This window comes from Nitrosopumilus sp. b3, from assembly GCF_014078525.1.
Taxonomy (GTDB): Archaea; Thermoproteota; Nitrososphaeria; order Nitrososphaerales; family Nitrosopumilaceae; genus Nitrosopumilus.
In genome coordinates this window covers 1-15,047 of the sequence record NZ_MU078697.1, presented here as the reverse complement: position 1 = coordinate 15,047, position 15,047 = coordinate 1, and the positions used below count along the sequence as shown (strand labels likewise).

Here is a 15,047-nt window from a genome sequence, read left to right as displayed (position 1 = left end):
TTTATTTCCTAACGTAGTTTAGAGCAAATTCTACCATTTCTTTTGGAATATTTCGTTGTGATACTCTTGCTAATCCTTTGAATTCTACGGTATTATTTACTTCGTGTACCACTAACCCATTCTGATCGTCTTCCATCATGTCTATTCCTAAAATTCCTCCACCCATTGCTTTTGATGCTTTTGTAGCCATATCCTCCATCTCTTTTGTGATCTCACAAAGTTCAGAATCTGCCCCAAGAGCAATGTTTGTTTTAAAACCGCCTGATGATTTTCTATACATTGCAGCGATTGGTTCATCACCTACTGTGATTACTCTGATGTCTCTTGGCGGCCTCTTGATTAATTCCTGTAAATAGTAAATTCTATCATGTGGGCTATCTGTAATATCTCTAATTTCAAAAACTGCTTCCATGGTATCTTTGTCTTTTAATGGCATAACTCCTCGTCCCCAACTACCAATTACAGGTTTAATGACTAGAGGAAATCCTACTTTTTCTAAATTCTCGGCTGCACTTTCACTTGAAAACGAAAAATAGGTCTTTGGAGTTGGAATGTTACTTTTTTTTAAAAGCAGAGTCATGAACATTTTGTTTCCACAAATATGTGCAACTTCAAATTTGTTTAAAACTGGGACATCTAAAAACTCTAAACTTGCAGTAAAATGAAGGCCTCTAAAATAACTGACGCATCTTTCTAGAACAACATCTCCAAAATCATAGTCTTCTTTTTTACTATCTGTGTTAATTTGAGTAATTTTTGCATCAAGCATTACTGCATCATGTCCTAGTTCTGATGCCTCTTTTTGTAGCATCTTCTCTTCCGCTCTTAGGCGGTCAAACACAATACAGACTTTTGACATTACTCTCCCCAGTCTTCGCCTACGGTTTCTGCTTGTTTAAGCTCAACATTTGATCCGTCTTTTTTGGAGATTTCAAAGTCAGCGCCACAATCAGGACAGGAGACTATTTCTCCAACTGAGGCATCATCTGGGATGTTTAGTGTTGCGTCACATTCTGGGCAGTTCATGTTTTTGTTGACCTTTTCTTTTGTAATTTATTAGCTTCTGTTGACTGCATTCCCCATAATTCCACAAATCCTTTAGCCAATCTTTGATCAAATGTTGATTCTGTACCATATGTGGCAATTTCGTGACTGTACAATGAATTCTTTGATTTTCTTCCAACAACCCTGAGACTTCCTTTGAACATCTTTAATTTGACAGTTCCAGAAACAGGTTTTTGTGATTGCTCGATAAATCCATCTAGATCTGCTCTTAATGGATCTTGCCAAAGTCCTGAATATACCAAATATGCCCATTCATCATCTATTATTGATTTGAACTTGTTTTCATGCTTTGTATGGACCATTTTTTCTAAATCTGAATGAGCTTCAATTAAACATGTGGCAGCTGGAGTCTCATACACTTCTCTGGATTTGATTCCTACAACTCTGTCTTCAATATGATCAACTATTCCAACACCTGCATCTCCTGCTTTTTTGTTAATATATTCAATTAGTTTTTGTGATTCTAGTTTTTTTCCGTCAACTGCAACAGGAATTCCTTCTTCGAATTTAATTTCTAGGTATGATGCTTTGTCTGGTAAGTTTTTTGTTTTGACCCAAATGAATGCATCATCTGGTGGCTCATTGTATGGATCTTCTAGTACTCCTCCTTCTATTGCACGTCCCCACAAATTTTGATCAATACTGAATCTTTTAGCGACAGCATCAATTTCTATTCCGTGTTTATTTGCAAACTTTAATTCTGTTTCTCTGTCTAAATTTTTATCGCGTATAGGAGCAATAATTGGAAGATCTGAGCCAGAACGTAATGTGATGTCGAATCTTACTTGATCATTTCCTTTACCTGAACATCCATGTGCAAGCGAAGTAACTTTTTCTTTTTTTGCAATCTCTAATACTTTCTCTGCAATTAGTGGTCGTGCAAGAGCTGTTGCAAGACAATATTTTTTTTGATAAAGAGCATTTGCTTTAATTGATGGAAAAATGTAATCTTTAACAAATTCTTTTCTAGCATCAACGTTGTAATGTTTTTTTACACCAAGTTTTTTTGCTTTGGCTGCAATTTTTTTAGTATCATCGCATTGACCTACATCTACTGTTACTGTAATAACATCCATGTCGTGTTCCTCTTGCAAATATTTTACAACTACTGATGTATCTAGTCCTCCAGAAAATGCAAGAATTCCTTTTTGTGTCATAAAACAACTTTTCCGTCGTATTTTGGAATTTATCTTTTGTGATAGCCTGAAAACTAATTATTTTTGAAAAATTTCTGACTAGCTTGAGCTAAAATTCGATGATTATTTAACCGCCAAATATAACGCTGTTTTATGAAAACTCGATCAATTGTTTCAACAGGAATTGTTGGAATAATTTTGATAATTACAGTTGGAATATCTCTAAATTCCAGTGATATCACACATGAAAATAAAATTCGTATTGCATATTTTCCAAATATTGGTCATGCTATTCCTATTGTTGGGATGGAAAAAGGCTTTTTTGAACAAAGTGTTGGGGATGATATACAAATTGAAACGCGTGTTTTTGATAGTGGTCCTCAAGCAATAGAATCACTATTTGCCAATTCGATTGATCTTGCATATGCTGGGCCTGGACCAGCAATAAACGGATTTCTAAATTCGGAAAATCATAATGTCAAGATTCTTGTAGGTGCTGCAAGTGGTGGGGCAAGCTTTATCGTTCATCCTCAATCTGAAATTAAATCTTCATCTGATTTTGCTGGCAAAAAGATTGCTGCACCTCAAATTGGAAACACTCAAGATGTATCCTTACGACACTACCTTTCCCTAAATGGTTTGAAGACTGCAGAAAAAGGGGGTTCAGTCATTGTTTATAATATTCCAAATCCTGATATCTATACTTTATTTGTAAAAGGAGATATTGATGGTGCATGGGTTGCAGAACCATGGGCTACAATTTTAGAAACCGAACTTGATGGAAAAAGATTATTCCACGAAGAAGAATTGTGGCCCAACAATGAATTTGCATCTGTTCTATTAATTGCAAATGTGGATTACGTTGAAAAAAATCGTAAGATTGTTTCTGATCTTGTGGCATCTCATTATGAAACTGCAGATTGGATCAATGCAAATCCTGTAGAAACTAGAATTATTTTTAATGATTTTTTAAAATCACACTTGGGACAATCTCTGTCTGATGATGTTGTTGATACTGCTTTGTCCAATCTTGTAATAACTTCTGATCCTCTACTTGATTCTGTGTATTCTTTTGCAGAAAAAGCTGATGCACTTGGGTATTTGGGAAGAAATGGATATGACTTAGCTGGAATTTTTTACCCCCTTAATTCAAATTCCGTATTGGAGGAAAACCCGTAATGACCAAACTTGAGGCAAAAAATATTGTAAAATATTTTAGTCATGATTCTCATAAACTAAAAGCACTAGGTGGTGTAAACCTCAAAGTTGAGGCTGGAGACTTTGTGTGTTTGGTTGGACCTTCAGGATGTGGAAAATCAACATTTTTACGCATAGTTGCAGGCTTGGAATCTCCTGACGAGGGACAAATATTGTTTGATGGTCATCCTGTTGCCCAAACAGGACCTGAGAGAATAATGGTTTTTCAAGAGGGTGCATTATTCCCATGGCTTAAGGTCCAAGATAATGTCGAATTTGGATTAAAGATGGCAGGAATTCCAAAAGAGGAGAGAGCAAAGATATCTCATAGATATCTTGACATGATGCAACTTACTAAATTTGCAGATTCTTACACTTTTCAACTTTCAACTGGAATGAAACAACGTGTAGCTATTGCTAGAGCATTAGTGATGGATCCTGATGTATTATTAATGGATGAGCCATTTGCAGCTCTTGATGCACAAACTAGAGACTTGCTATTAGTTGAGATGCAGTTAATTTGGGAAAAGACCAAAAAGACAATCTTATTTGTAACTCACAATGTTTCAGAAGCTGCAGTTCTTGGAACCAAAGTTGCAATCTTTAGTAATCGTCCATCAGTTATTAAAAAAGAAGTCGATAATAATTTTCCAAGACCTAGAGTTACAGAAGATGAAGCATTACTAAAATTTCAACAAGATATTTTAGCAGAATTAAGACCTGAGGTAAAAAAAAGTAAAGGCTGATTATTATGGCAAAAAATTTTACACCTCATAGAATTGCATTTTACATTGGAATTGTTGTTGTTTGGCAAATTATTGCGATGAGTGGAATTTGGCCTGATAATATTTTTCCATCACCTTATGAGGTAGCAGAAGATTTGGCATATGGTGCTTCCGATGGTAGTCTATTTTATGGGATTGCAACTAGTATGTGGAGGTTGTCTATTGGATTGGCAATCGCAATTGCCGGTGGAATAGTTCTTGGAATTTTTATGGCAAGAATTGAGGCGATAAATCAAACTGTTGGCTCATTGGTTTTGGGATTGCAATCAATCCCATCAATTGCTTGGGTTCCACTTGCAATACTTTGGTTTGGGTTAACAGATGGTGGAATAATTTTCGTCACAGCAATCGGAGCAATTTTTGCAGTAACTATCAACACTTACACTGGAGTCAAAAATATAGATCCTCACTTTATTGAGGCTGCCCGAAATATGGGTGCAAAAGGTAGCCAGCTCATTACTGCAGTCTTGATTCCCGCAGCCTTTCCATACATGATTTCAGGATTCAAACAAGGCTGGGCATTTGCATGGAGGGGAGTGATTGGTGCTGAAATACTATTTTCGTTCTTAGGACTTGGATTTTTGCTAAATGCAGGGCGTTCTCTAAATGATGTATCAGAAGTTATTGCTATAATGATGGTGATAATGGGAATTGGATTGGCAATTGATGGTGTTGTATTTACAAGACTTGAAAATAAAGTCATGTCTCGTTGGGGATTAAGATAGTTTTTACTTATTTGTGAATAATCATACTACTCTCTAATGATACTATATGATGATATGCGATCATCGGATCAAAGTATGAATAACATAATTACTTATATTATCTCTATTTGTGTTTTGTACCAATAACTTATGAAACGAACAAATACAATGATAATGACGACAGTTATACTTTCAATTGCATTAACTTCTGTTTTTGCATTTGATTTTGAAAACAACAAATTTACAACAACTTCTGAAATTCCTTTTGCAGCTGAAGCAAAGAAAAGCACTACACATAACATCACTATTGAAGCAGTAGCAATGCCTGATGGTCTTTATGCTTATCGAATGGTCGATTATGAACTCATCAAAGACAGTAATGACAATGATGATGACAATGAAGATAAGAAAAAATCAAATGTGAGAAATTTGGTTGATGAAGGTGTTTATTCTACAGATCCTACAATTCCTGGACCTACAATAATCCTTACAGAAGGTGATGAGGCAAATGTTACATTAATCAACAATGCATGTGACGAAACATTTGTGGATGGTGTTGATCATCCATTAGGTGCATTACCAACATACTCTGAAACATCAATGCTAGGAATTCATGTGCATGGTGTTCAATATGATATTAGTGATGATGCAACATATGGAAGAATGAACATGAATGGTGATTCTGGTGCATTATGTGGAGAAGATATTCAGTATAGTTGGATTGCTTCCCCTGGAACATCTGGAGCATGGCCATATCATGATCATACTTTTGCAATTAATGAAATTGGTGCTGAAGAACTTGGTCTGTTTGGTACTGTGATTATCAATCCAGCAAACGGTAAAGTTAATGGTTTGGTTGATGATAATTCTGGAAAAATCAAAAATGTCAAAGTAAAAGACATTGAAAAAGACTTTGTTCTCTGGATGGTTTCATCTGATGTATTAGGTCAACGAATTTTCTATGGAAATGAAATTGATTATGATACTACCACTTATTCTGGTGATTCTGGAGTAAGGGAAACTGCACTTTGGACAAATCCAAATCTAACTACTGTTGAAGGAGGAATTTACAGAATCCATGTTTTAGGATTGGGTGAAGAAACTCATGCATTCCATATGCATGGACACCGCTGGACTGAAGATATTCATGAGAAAGCATCTGAAGAGGATGTTATTGACGTAAAGGAAATCACTCCTTTGCAGAGACATACATTCCTTATCCAAGCAAGTGATAATGATGATGCAGATACTACTCATGATGGTGCAGAAATGTGGATGTACCACTGTCATTTTGTTGATCATATGAAAGAAGGAATGAGTGGTATGATGGCAGTTTTACCAGAATATGAGAGCGATGATATTCCAATCATTGGTGCGGTATTCACATTAAGTGATGAACCAGGATTATGGATGAAAACACTCAATGCAGGAATTGCTGATGATCTGGATAATTATCTTGCAGACACAGTTGGTGTTCCAATAAATGCTCGAGATGGAACAGGTTTCTCCTTGGGTTACATTAGTGAAGCACTTGGTCTTGCAGTAGATCCTGCAGCTGAAACTGACTTTACTAATTCAGAAGGACGTTCACTTGCAGTAATCAATCCTGGAGAAACTGTACTCTTTGGAATGAAAGATTCTCAGACAAAACATACCATCACCACTTTGATCTATCCGACAGATGCTGATCGTTTAGGAGGAAATGGAATCCTAAATGTTGCAGATTCTGTTCTTGGAAGTGACATAAGTCACTTTGATCAACAATTAGGAATTAGAGGTTCTACACTTCTAACTGACAAAGATGGTGTACCCACAGGATTGAATACTCCTGGATTGTATGTCTTTGTTTGTAAGATACATCCATACATGTTCAGTGCAGTAATAGTAGATGATCCAAATACAAAATTGCTGATTGGTGGTGATTCTGATTTACCTTTCCCATTGTTAGACTTGTCACCAAGTTTGACTGTTCTAACTAGGGCTGGTAACGTAGATCCTACAGCACTTGACTTTCCAACAGTTATTCCACCTACACATGATTTGGCAAAATCTCTTCTAACAACATTCTATGTAATCACAGATCCAAATAACTGGAAAGACTATACTCAACCTACTTGGAATGTAAGTCTGCCTCCAGTTTTGGTAACTACTGATTCTGAAGATGTAGTAAGAGCCTTAGCATATGATACTCCTACAACAATATTTGCAGCTACTGAACTTGGATTAACAAAATCTGATGGAGGTACTCCAGCAAGTGTGGAAGGATTTGCATTAGGAGGCTCTAATATTCCTATACCAGCTGTTTCTGATCCATCAATTAATGGAGTTGGAGAAGTTTGGGTCGATACCCAATTTGAGAGAACAGTCAACAAGAATCATGATGGAACTCCGGCTGATAAACCTGGAACGATTACTGTGGTGAATACTGGAACATGGGATGTTGAAAGAAAGATTGCACTTCCTGAAATCAACATGAACCATCCTCATAACATGTGGACTGATTCAAAGAATGAAGTCATTTACCAAACTGAATGGTTTGGAAATGAAATGGCTATAATTGATAGGGAAAGTGGTGAACTTATCAAAGAAGTTTTCACTGGACAATCTCCTTCACATGTTATGACTTCACCTGTAACTGACAAAATCTATGTTGCAATCAATGGTGAGGACACTGTAAATGAATTTGATCCTGTCACTTACGAACTGACAAGACAGATTTCCACAGGATTCCGTTCTCATCCTCATGGGCATTGGATAAGTAGTTCAGGTCAGTATATTGTCACTCCCGACTTTCTGGGTTTGAAAGCATCAATCATTGATCTTAATTCAAATACAGTTGATAGATCCGATTCAGTCTTGTATGGTCCAATTGCAACAGGAATGAAAAGTGATGATTCAGTATTTTATACTGCTGACTTCCTAGGAAATTCAAACACTGCTCTAGATCCATCTGATGGTTCTACTTTGGGCCATATTGATTGGCTTGCTGAAGGTGCAGCATTTGGGCAGGGACTTGTAGGATTGCCAATTCAAACTCCAATTAGTCCTGATGATCAATGGATGGTTACAGCCCTGACTTTGGGTGGTAAAATTGGTGTAGTTGATTTAACAGCAGATCCTGGTACAGTAACTGCAATATTTGATTGTGATCCTGGTTGCCATGGCGTTCAATGGGGTGCTAAAGATGGAGGTGGATACTATGCATATGTGTCCAGTAAATTCTCAAATGCACTACATGTTGTAGATCCAAACCCTGATAATGATTTAGGAACTAATGATGCATCTATTGTTGGCTCTATCATACTTGCAGATCGTTCTGTTGATTCTGATGATAGAATCATTGGTTATGATGGATTTGGTGGACAAGGAATTGTAACAATTCCAAATGTATATGATGGATGGATTGACAAAACAGTTTCTGAATGTAGTTCTGTAGGCTCATGTGGTGATGTAACCGCCTACATTGGTCAACTAAGTAGTGCACAAAAATCACCATAGAAAGTATAACTTCAAATTTCCTTTTTTTCTTTTTTATTTTCTAATCTTTAGTGATACTACAAATGCACAAATAATTATTGCAATTGCAAAATACATTACTGCAACATAATCAAATAGATATGCAATACTTCCTGCAACTACTGGCCCTACTACGGTAGCAATTGATAAAGTAGAACTGAATATTCCTGTTGATGTGGAACGTGGATTGTTATCCATCAAATGGAAATTCCCACCAATAAACAAAAATGCCCATGTTGCACCAACAAGCGACATAAATGGCATTGCCATCCACCAATCAGTAATTAGTGTCAATCCAATAAATACAAAAGTTGTAAAGCCAATACCGATTTGAAACTTGGTAACATTTGATAGATGAATTTTACTTGCCATTACATTCATCAAAATAAATGCAGTCAATGTGTTAGCAACGTATACTATTGATATTTGATATAGCTCAGCACCTAATCTCTCCATTAACATTATTGGTAAAATTGTCCATACAGCTGCTGCACCAATATGTCTTAGTAATAATGATGAAAAAAGAAATTTATTTTTGGTAATTACATTTTTTGTAGTTCCAGGTTTGAGTTCTTTTTCTTGTTGAGGATTTGGTAGTTTGATTGTAAATAATAACCCAATTACAAATGATGCAGCACTAAGTAAGAAAATTAGTTTGAGATCATTTGCAATTCCTGCTGCTGCAATTCCGGCTAACCATCCTAATGCATGAAATGATATTACTGTCGCGGCTCGCTTTTTGTCAATGTTTGCCTCATAGGTGTATGCAATCATTGCAGGAATCATAATTCCGCTAGCAATTCCCGCAGCAATTCTTACCAAGAAAAACATGGTAAGATCCTCTGCAAAATAATGTAGTCCAAAGGCTATCGCGCATCCGATAAAGCCAATTCTGATAAATTTGAGCCTGGTTCCTTTCTTATCTGAGTGCCTTCCAAAATAAATCTCTGATAAAATCTGGGCAAAACTAAATGAGGCTACTAACAACCCAATCTCAAAAATTGAATCTGTGACTCCCTTCGCTATTACGGGCATGAAAACAAAGATTATAGAAATCCCAGCATGCTGAAAAAAAGTGGCACTACGAACTAGGTTGTTTACTTGAAGTTTGAGCATAAATCTATAGAAAAAAATATTTCACCTAATTTCAACATACTCCTATAACTGTCTGAGTAATTTTCTGAAAAGAGTTAAACTGTGTCAGAATATTTTGAAATTAGATTGACTGATAAAGAACCCTTTCTTGATGCATTAAAAAATCGAATACTGTTGTTTGATGGTGCAATGGGTACTGAAATTCAAAGATATGATCCAAAACCTGAAGACTTTCCAAATAATCAAGATGGCTTTAATGATGGTTTAGTAATTACCCATCCTGAATGGATTAAACAAATTCATAGAAATTATTTAGATGCTGGTGCTGATTGCATTGAAACTAATTCTTTTGGTTCAAATAAAATTAAACTAGATGAATATGGTTTTGGTGATCAAACAGTTGAATTTAACAAAAAAATAGCAACACTTGCATCAGAAGTTTGCAATGAATATGCTGACAAACCTCGATATGTGATTGGCTCCATGGGTCCTACAGGATATCTTCCAAGTTCCAATGATCCTGATTTAGGTCAAAAACCTCTTGATGAAATCCGTGAAGCTTTTGAGTTACAAGCTGAAGGATTAATTCTTGGGGGAGTAGATGCATTGCTTATTGAAACCAGTCAAGACATTCTTGAAGTAAAACTAGTCATTGAGGCATGTCATAATGCAATAAAAAAAACTGGTAAGAAAGTTCCAATTATTGCAAATACTACTTTGGATCAATATGGAAAAATGTTGCTTGGCACAAATATTCAAGCAGCATATACGACTGTTTCTGATATGGGAATTGATGTATTTGGATTGAATTGTTCGACTGGTCCAATTGAGATGACCCCTAGTGTAAGGTGGCTTGATGAACAAAATGATCATGATGTGTTGGTAGTTCCAAATGCTGGTATGCCTGAAAATGATGGGGGGCAAGCAGTTTACAAAATGACTCCTGAAAAAATGGGTAAAGCACTTGGTGATTTTCTTGATGATTACAAAAGAGTTCGAATAATTGGCGGTTGCTGTGGGACTAATCCTGAACACATCAAAGCCTTGAGGAAAGTAATTGACGAAAGAGCCAACTCTATCGAGGGTTAAGTATTTACAAAATCAGATGTGATTTTACTACGTTGACAGTTCCTAGAGTAAGTTCAGCACTAAAAGCAGTGGATCTTAAACAAATTCCTGCCCCCTTGATTATAGGGGAGAGAATCAATACTCAGGGTTCTCGAAAAGCAAAGAAGCTAGTTCTTGAAGATGATTATGATGGTTTGGTGGATTTGGGAAGAATTCAAGTTGAGGATGGCGCGCATTGCCTTGATGTTTGTGTTGCAACTACTGAACGTTCTGATGAACGCGAGTTTATGCTAAATTTGGTAAAACGATTAAGCTTAGAAATTGACGCTCCACTTGTAATTGATTCTACAGATCCTGAAGTTATTGAACTTGCAGTTACACAGATCCCTGGTAGACCAATAATTAATTCAATAAATCTTGAAGGTGATGGAAGTAGATTTGAAAAATTAGCTCCAATTATGGCAAAGTATGGTTTGCCTGCAATTGCATTATGTATTGGACCTGAGGGTATGGCCAAAACCCCTCAACAAAAAGTTGATACTGCAGAATTGCTTTTTGAAACAGGAAAAAAATATGGATTAAAAATTGAACAATTTATTTTTGATGTTCTTACATTTACTTTAGCAACAGGGGAAGATGAGTTTCTTGATGCTGGGAAAAATACCCTTGAAGGAATAAGACTCGTCAAAGAAAAATTTCCAAACTGCTTTACTACATTGGGTCTTAGTAACATTAGCTTCGGTCTTGCACCTTATGCGAGAAAAATCCTAAACTCTGTCTTTTTGTATCATGCAGTAAAAACCGGTCTTGATACTGCAATAGTTAATGCAAAAGAGATAATTCCTTATGGTGAAATTGATGAGAAAGAGAAAAAACTTGCTGAAGATCTAATCTTTAACACTCATCCAAATGCTCTATCTGATTTAATTACATACTTTGAGAATGCGGGACCTCAAAGTAATAATGCTTCAAAGAAAGTTGATGTTGATCCTTCCTGGCCTGCAGGAAAACGCTCAAACTTTAGAATTGTAAATAGACTCAAAGAAGGGATTCAAAATGATGTTGTCTCTGCAATTGCTGAGAAACTTGGAAAAAATGATATTGTAAAAGATATTGATGGAATCCTTTCCCTTGATGCAGCAAAAGAAATCACTCATGATGGTGCAATTAAAACTCTAAATGAAGATTTACTGCCTGCAATGAAAGAAGTTGGTGATAAATTTGGTGCAGGAGAATTAATCTTGCCCTTTGTTCTAAAATCTGCAGAATGTATGAAGGCAGCAGTTGGGGAACTGGAGAAATATTTAGTCAAAGAAGAGGGAACAAGTAAGGGTGTACTTGTTTTAGGCACTGTATATGGTGATGTACATGATATTGGAAAGAATCTTGTAAAGACTATTTTTCAAAATAATGGATACACTGTACATGATTTGGGAAAACAAGTTCCGTTACAAAAATTTCTGGAAAAAATTGATGAAACAAAACCTGATGCAATAGGTTTGTCTGCATTACTTGTATCTACTTCAAAGCAAATGAAATTCTTTGTAGAGCATGCAAGAAAAAACAATATGACCATTCCGATTCTTTGTGGTGGTGCTGCAATTAACAGCAATTACATAAACAGAATTGCAAAAGAGGATGGAATTTATGAACCTGGAGTATTTTATTGCAATACCATGTTTGAAGGCCTTAAAACAATGGATATTTTGATTTCAGATCAAAAACAAAAACTATTGTCAGATTGGAAAGAAAAACTAGAGAATTGGAAGGAAAAATCTACGGCAGATATAGATCCTGACACACTTCCAAAAAGTGACATAAAACCAGTAACATCCCCAACTCCTAAAAAAATTGGAGAGCCAATTCGATTAAAAGCAGATCAAATCAATATGGCAGAAGTTTGGACTATGATTGATAAAAAATCTCTTTTCAAATTATCTTGGGGTTTGAGGGGAAAAGCTGGCTCTGAATCAGAGGCTGATCATGAACAATTGTTAACTGAATGGAAAATTAGGATAATTAGAGAAAAACTCTTTGAGCCAGAAGTTGTTTATGGTTTTTTCAAATGTCATAATAAAGACAGAAAATTACTTGTGGAGAATCCTAACGGTGATGACGTGGAATTAGAATTCCCTCGTTCTACAAAACCTGAACATTTGTGTCTGACTGATTATTTTGGTGATGATGATGTTGTTGCATTCCAATCAGTAACTGTAGGAAATAAAGTAGCTGATATTATTGAACAATGGAATAAGGATGACAAGTACACTGATGCATATTATCTACATGGGCTTGCAGTTGAAGTTGCCGAAGCTTTAGCTGAATGGGTGAATCGTAGAATTAAATCTGAATTGAATTTAGAAAAAGGTGGTCTCAGATATAGTTGGGGATTTCCCAGCTGTCCTGATGTTTCTCAACATCATTTAGTCTGGAAATTATTGGAACCTGAAAAATCTGGTATGACTTTAACTGAATCTGGACAAATTATTCCTGAACAGTCAACTGCAGCAATTGTGGTTCACCATCCTGATGCAAAATATTTTGTTCTTTAATTAGATAATTTCTTTAAAAATTCATTCAATCCGTTAAAATCACTGGGAGATGTAATTAACACGTCTCCAGTTATTTCATGTGTTTTATCTAACAACTCTTCAAATTCTTGAGAGTATGATTCTAAATATAAATTCAAAAACTTTGCAGATTTTTCATTTTTAGGTGATGGGTACAAAAGTATGGGAATAACTGAGAATCCCTTTAAATTATTAGATAAATTTTGAACTTGCTCTATGTTTTGAATTACCTGAGTCATGAATCCTTTTGGTTTTGATTCTAATTTCTTTCCAATTTTAGAAAAATTGGGTTTGTTGGAAATAGATAGATACAAATCAATTTTTGAATCAATCCCTTGCTCTCTTAACTTTTTTACAACCATGCTAGGAATTTGACCTGAATCTTGCTTTCCTGATTGTGAAGGATCTCCCATTAATACCAGAATTCCTGAAAAACCTATTGCGATACAATTTTCTACAAACTCTGAGATTTCCGTTTCACTCTTATCTCTAACTCTTAGACTAACTGTGATTGGTAAATCTGGAATTTCTTTTCTGATAATTTTTCCAACCTTGATTGGTGAAACCCTTTGAAATCCTAATACATTTTCAGTTAGATGAACTGCGTCACATTTTTTTGAAATAATTTTTATTTTCTCAATGAATTTTAGAATGGATTCATTTGTATCTACATCAGGTAAAATTTTTGGTGGATTTGCTTCATACCTGATTGTCATATTCTAATTTCTTCCAACCTTGGTTAAAACCTTTGAATACCAAAACCCATATGGAATTGTAGGAAAGATTGAAATGAATTTAGATGATCTAAAATTTGAACTCTCAAAACCTATAAACCCAAAAATTGATTATGATGAAAAATATCGATTGGCTTCAGTACTTGTTGTAATTTATGGAAAAGAACCAGTAATTGTAATGACTGAAAAACCTCAGGATATGAAATTCCATGCAGGTGAAATATCATTCCCTGGTGGTAAAATGGAAGATGTTGATTCAGATCTTCTTGATACTGCATTACGTGAGACTAGTGAAGAGATTGGACTTGAAATTACTCGAGACCAGGTAATTGGTCAACTTGAACCTGTTGTTACTTTGAATTCGGGATTTCTAATTTTACCATTTGTTTCAGTAGTTGAGAAAATTCCCCCTCTGTCAGCGAATCGTGAAGTTGAAAAAATTTTTCATATTCCATTTGAACCATTTTTACACACCATGACTAAAGATCCGGATCCTTCACATAATATCATTCAAGAAATGTATACGTTTGAGTATCAAAATCAAATAGTCTGGGGGGCATCAGCAAGAATCCTAAAACAGATTAGAAATATTCTAAAATTTTGAGATTCATTTAAAAAGAGCTCTTCGTGCCTGAAAAACTATGGCTGCACGCAAGTCCTCTCCAAGAAAAATCCGTCTTTTAAAAAAGACAAGACAAGCATCACCCGTACCAGCTTGGATTATTCTCAAAACAAAGAGAAGTGTTAGAACAAATCCAAAACGTAGAGCTTGGAGATCAACTGATGTGGAGGTAGGATAGATGTCTCAGGAATTAGAACGTGTTTATACAATTAATCTCGGTAAGGTTTTACTTTCACAATCTCAACATAGGGCTGTTAGAGCAATTAACATGATCAAAGAATTTGCTCGTCATCATATGAAAGTAGAACAAATCAAAATTGAGGAAGACCTTGCTCATTTGATTTGGGCAAAAGGTGTTAGAAGTCCTCCAAGAAAAATTAGAGTAAGGATGAGTAAAACCGATGAAGGATATGTTCTTGTGTCTCCATATACTGACGAAGTAGAACCGGCAGTACTTCCAGAAAAAGATACTAAAAAAATATCCGACAAAGTAGAAGAACCAGCTAAAGAAGCACCAAAGAAAGAAGAACCAGCTAAAGAAGCACCAAAGAAAGA

14 protein-coding genes are annotated in these 15,047 nt (G+C 35.6%); 9 read left to right on the top strand and 5 right to left on the bottom strand.

The genetic code is table 11. The features are described from left to right. Window position 1 precedes the first annotated feature (1 nt). From lysX to C6990_RS09390, 3 genes are read right to left on the bottom strand one after another with little or no spacing between them, the layout of a single operon-like run. A complete protein-coding gene (gene lysX, locus C6990_RS09400) occupies window positions 2–859 on the bottom strand; it encodes a lysine biosynthesis protein LysX (RefSeq protein ID WP_182130742.1) in 858 nt (285 codons plus the stop codon). Then, window positions 859–1,026, bottom strand: coding sequence for an alpha-aminoadipate/glutamate carrier protein LysW (locus C6990_RS09395; RefSeq protein WP_014965593.1), 168 nt, complete (start codon window positions 1,024–1,026; stop codon window positions 859–861). Before C6990_RS09395 ends, lysX begins: the two co-directional genes overlap by 1 nt. Beyond that, entirely contained in the window at window positions 1,023–2,222 is a 1,200-nt protein-coding gene (locus tag C6990_RS09390) for an argininosuccinate synthase (RefSeq protein WP_182130740.1), read from the bottom strand. Before C6990_RS09390 ends, C6990_RS09395 begins: the two co-directional genes overlap by 4 nt. Before the next feature lie 132 nt (window positions 2,223–2,354). On the opposite strand from C6990_RS09390, the gene C6990_RS09385 reads away from it, so the two are divergent. The 4 genes from C6990_RS09385 to C6990_RS09370 all read left to right on the top strand — a co-directional run bounded on the left by C6990_RS09385 (window position 2,355) and on the right by C6990_RS09370 (window position 8,385). Continuing rightward, the gene (locus C6990_RS09385) at window positions 2,355–3,380 is read left to right on the top strand and encodes an ABC transporter substrate-binding protein (protein WP_182130738.1); all 1,026 of its coding nucleotides are present in this window, start codon (window positions 2,355–2,357) and stop codon (window positions 3,378–3,380) included. Beyond that, a complete protein-coding gene (locus C6990_RS09380) occupies window positions 3,380–4,144 on the top strand; it encodes an ABC transporter ATP-binding protein (RefSeq protein WP_182130736.1) in 765 nt (254 codons plus the stop codon). Before C6990_RS09385 ends, C6990_RS09380 begins: the two co-directional genes overlap by 1 nt. Before the next feature lie 5 nt (window positions 4,145–4,149). Further along, window positions 4,150–4,908 carry an ABC transporter permease gene (locus C6990_RS09375; RefSeq protein WP_182130734.1) on the top strand — a complete coding sequence of 253 codons (759 nt, stop codon included), beginning with the start codon at window positions 4,150–4,152 and terminating at the stop codon, window positions 4,906–4,908. Window positions 4,909–5,037: 129 nt separating this feature from the next. Beyond that, the gene (locus C6990_RS09370) at window positions 5,038–8,385 is read left to right on the top strand and encodes a multicopper oxidase domain-containing protein (RefSeq protein WP_255465401.1); all 3,348 of its coding nucleotides are present in this window, start codon (window positions 5,038–5,040) and stop codon (window positions 8,383–8,385) included. A gap of 33 nt (window positions 8,386–8,418) precedes the next feature. Here C6990_RS09370 and C6990_RS09365 read toward each other — a convergent pair whose 3' ends face one another. Next, window positions 8,419–9,519, bottom strand: a complete 1,101-nt coding sequence (locus C6990_RS09365; protein WP_182130732.1) for an MFS transporter — start codon at window positions 9,517–9,519, stop codon at window positions 8,419–8,421. A 105-nt stretch (window positions 9,520–9,624) separates the two neighbouring features. Between C6990_RS09365 and C6990_RS09360 the strand changes: the two genes are divergently transcribed. Further along, window positions 9,625–10,587, top strand: a complete 963-nt coding sequence (locus C6990_RS09360) for a homocysteine S-methyltransferase family protein (protein WP_182131004.1) — start codon at window positions 9,625–9,627, stop codon at window positions 10,585–10,587. Window positions 10,588–10,619: 32 nt separating this feature from the next. After that, window positions 10,620–13,118, top strand: a complete 2,499-nt coding sequence (locus C6990_RS09355; protein ID WP_182130730.1) for a methionine synthase — start codon at window positions 10,620–10,622, stop codon at window positions 13,116–13,118. Here the strand turns inward: C6990_RS09355 and C6990_RS09350 are convergent. Then, window positions 13,115–13,852, bottom strand: a complete 738-nt coding sequence (locus tag C6990_RS09350; RefSeq protein WP_182130728.1) for a 5,10-methenyltetrahydrofolate synthetase — start codon at window positions 13,850–13,852, stop codon at window positions 13,115–13,117. The genes C6990_RS09355 and C6990_RS09350 overlap by 4 nt on opposite strands. A 73-nt stretch (window positions 13,853–13,925) precedes the next feature. On the opposite strand from C6990_RS09350, the gene C6990_RS09345 reads away from it, so the two are divergent. The 3 genes from C6990_RS09345 to C6990_RS09335 all read left to right on the top strand — a co-directional run. Beyond that, a complete protein-coding gene (locus tag C6990_RS09345) occupies window positions 13,926–14,474 on the top strand; it encodes an NUDIX hydrolase (protein ID WP_182131002.1) in 549 nt (182 codons plus the stop codon). Window positions 14,475–14,511: 37 nt separating this feature from the next. After that, a complete protein-coding gene (locus C6990_RS09340) occupies window positions 14,512–14,670 on the top strand; it encodes a 50S ribosomal protein L39e (RefSeq protein ID WP_048115676.1) in 159 nt (52 codons plus the stop codon). After that, the coding region (locus tag C6990_RS09335) for a 50S ribosomal protein L31e (protein ID WP_182130726.1) at window positions 14,671–15,047 on the top strand (377 nt) is incomplete at its 3' end.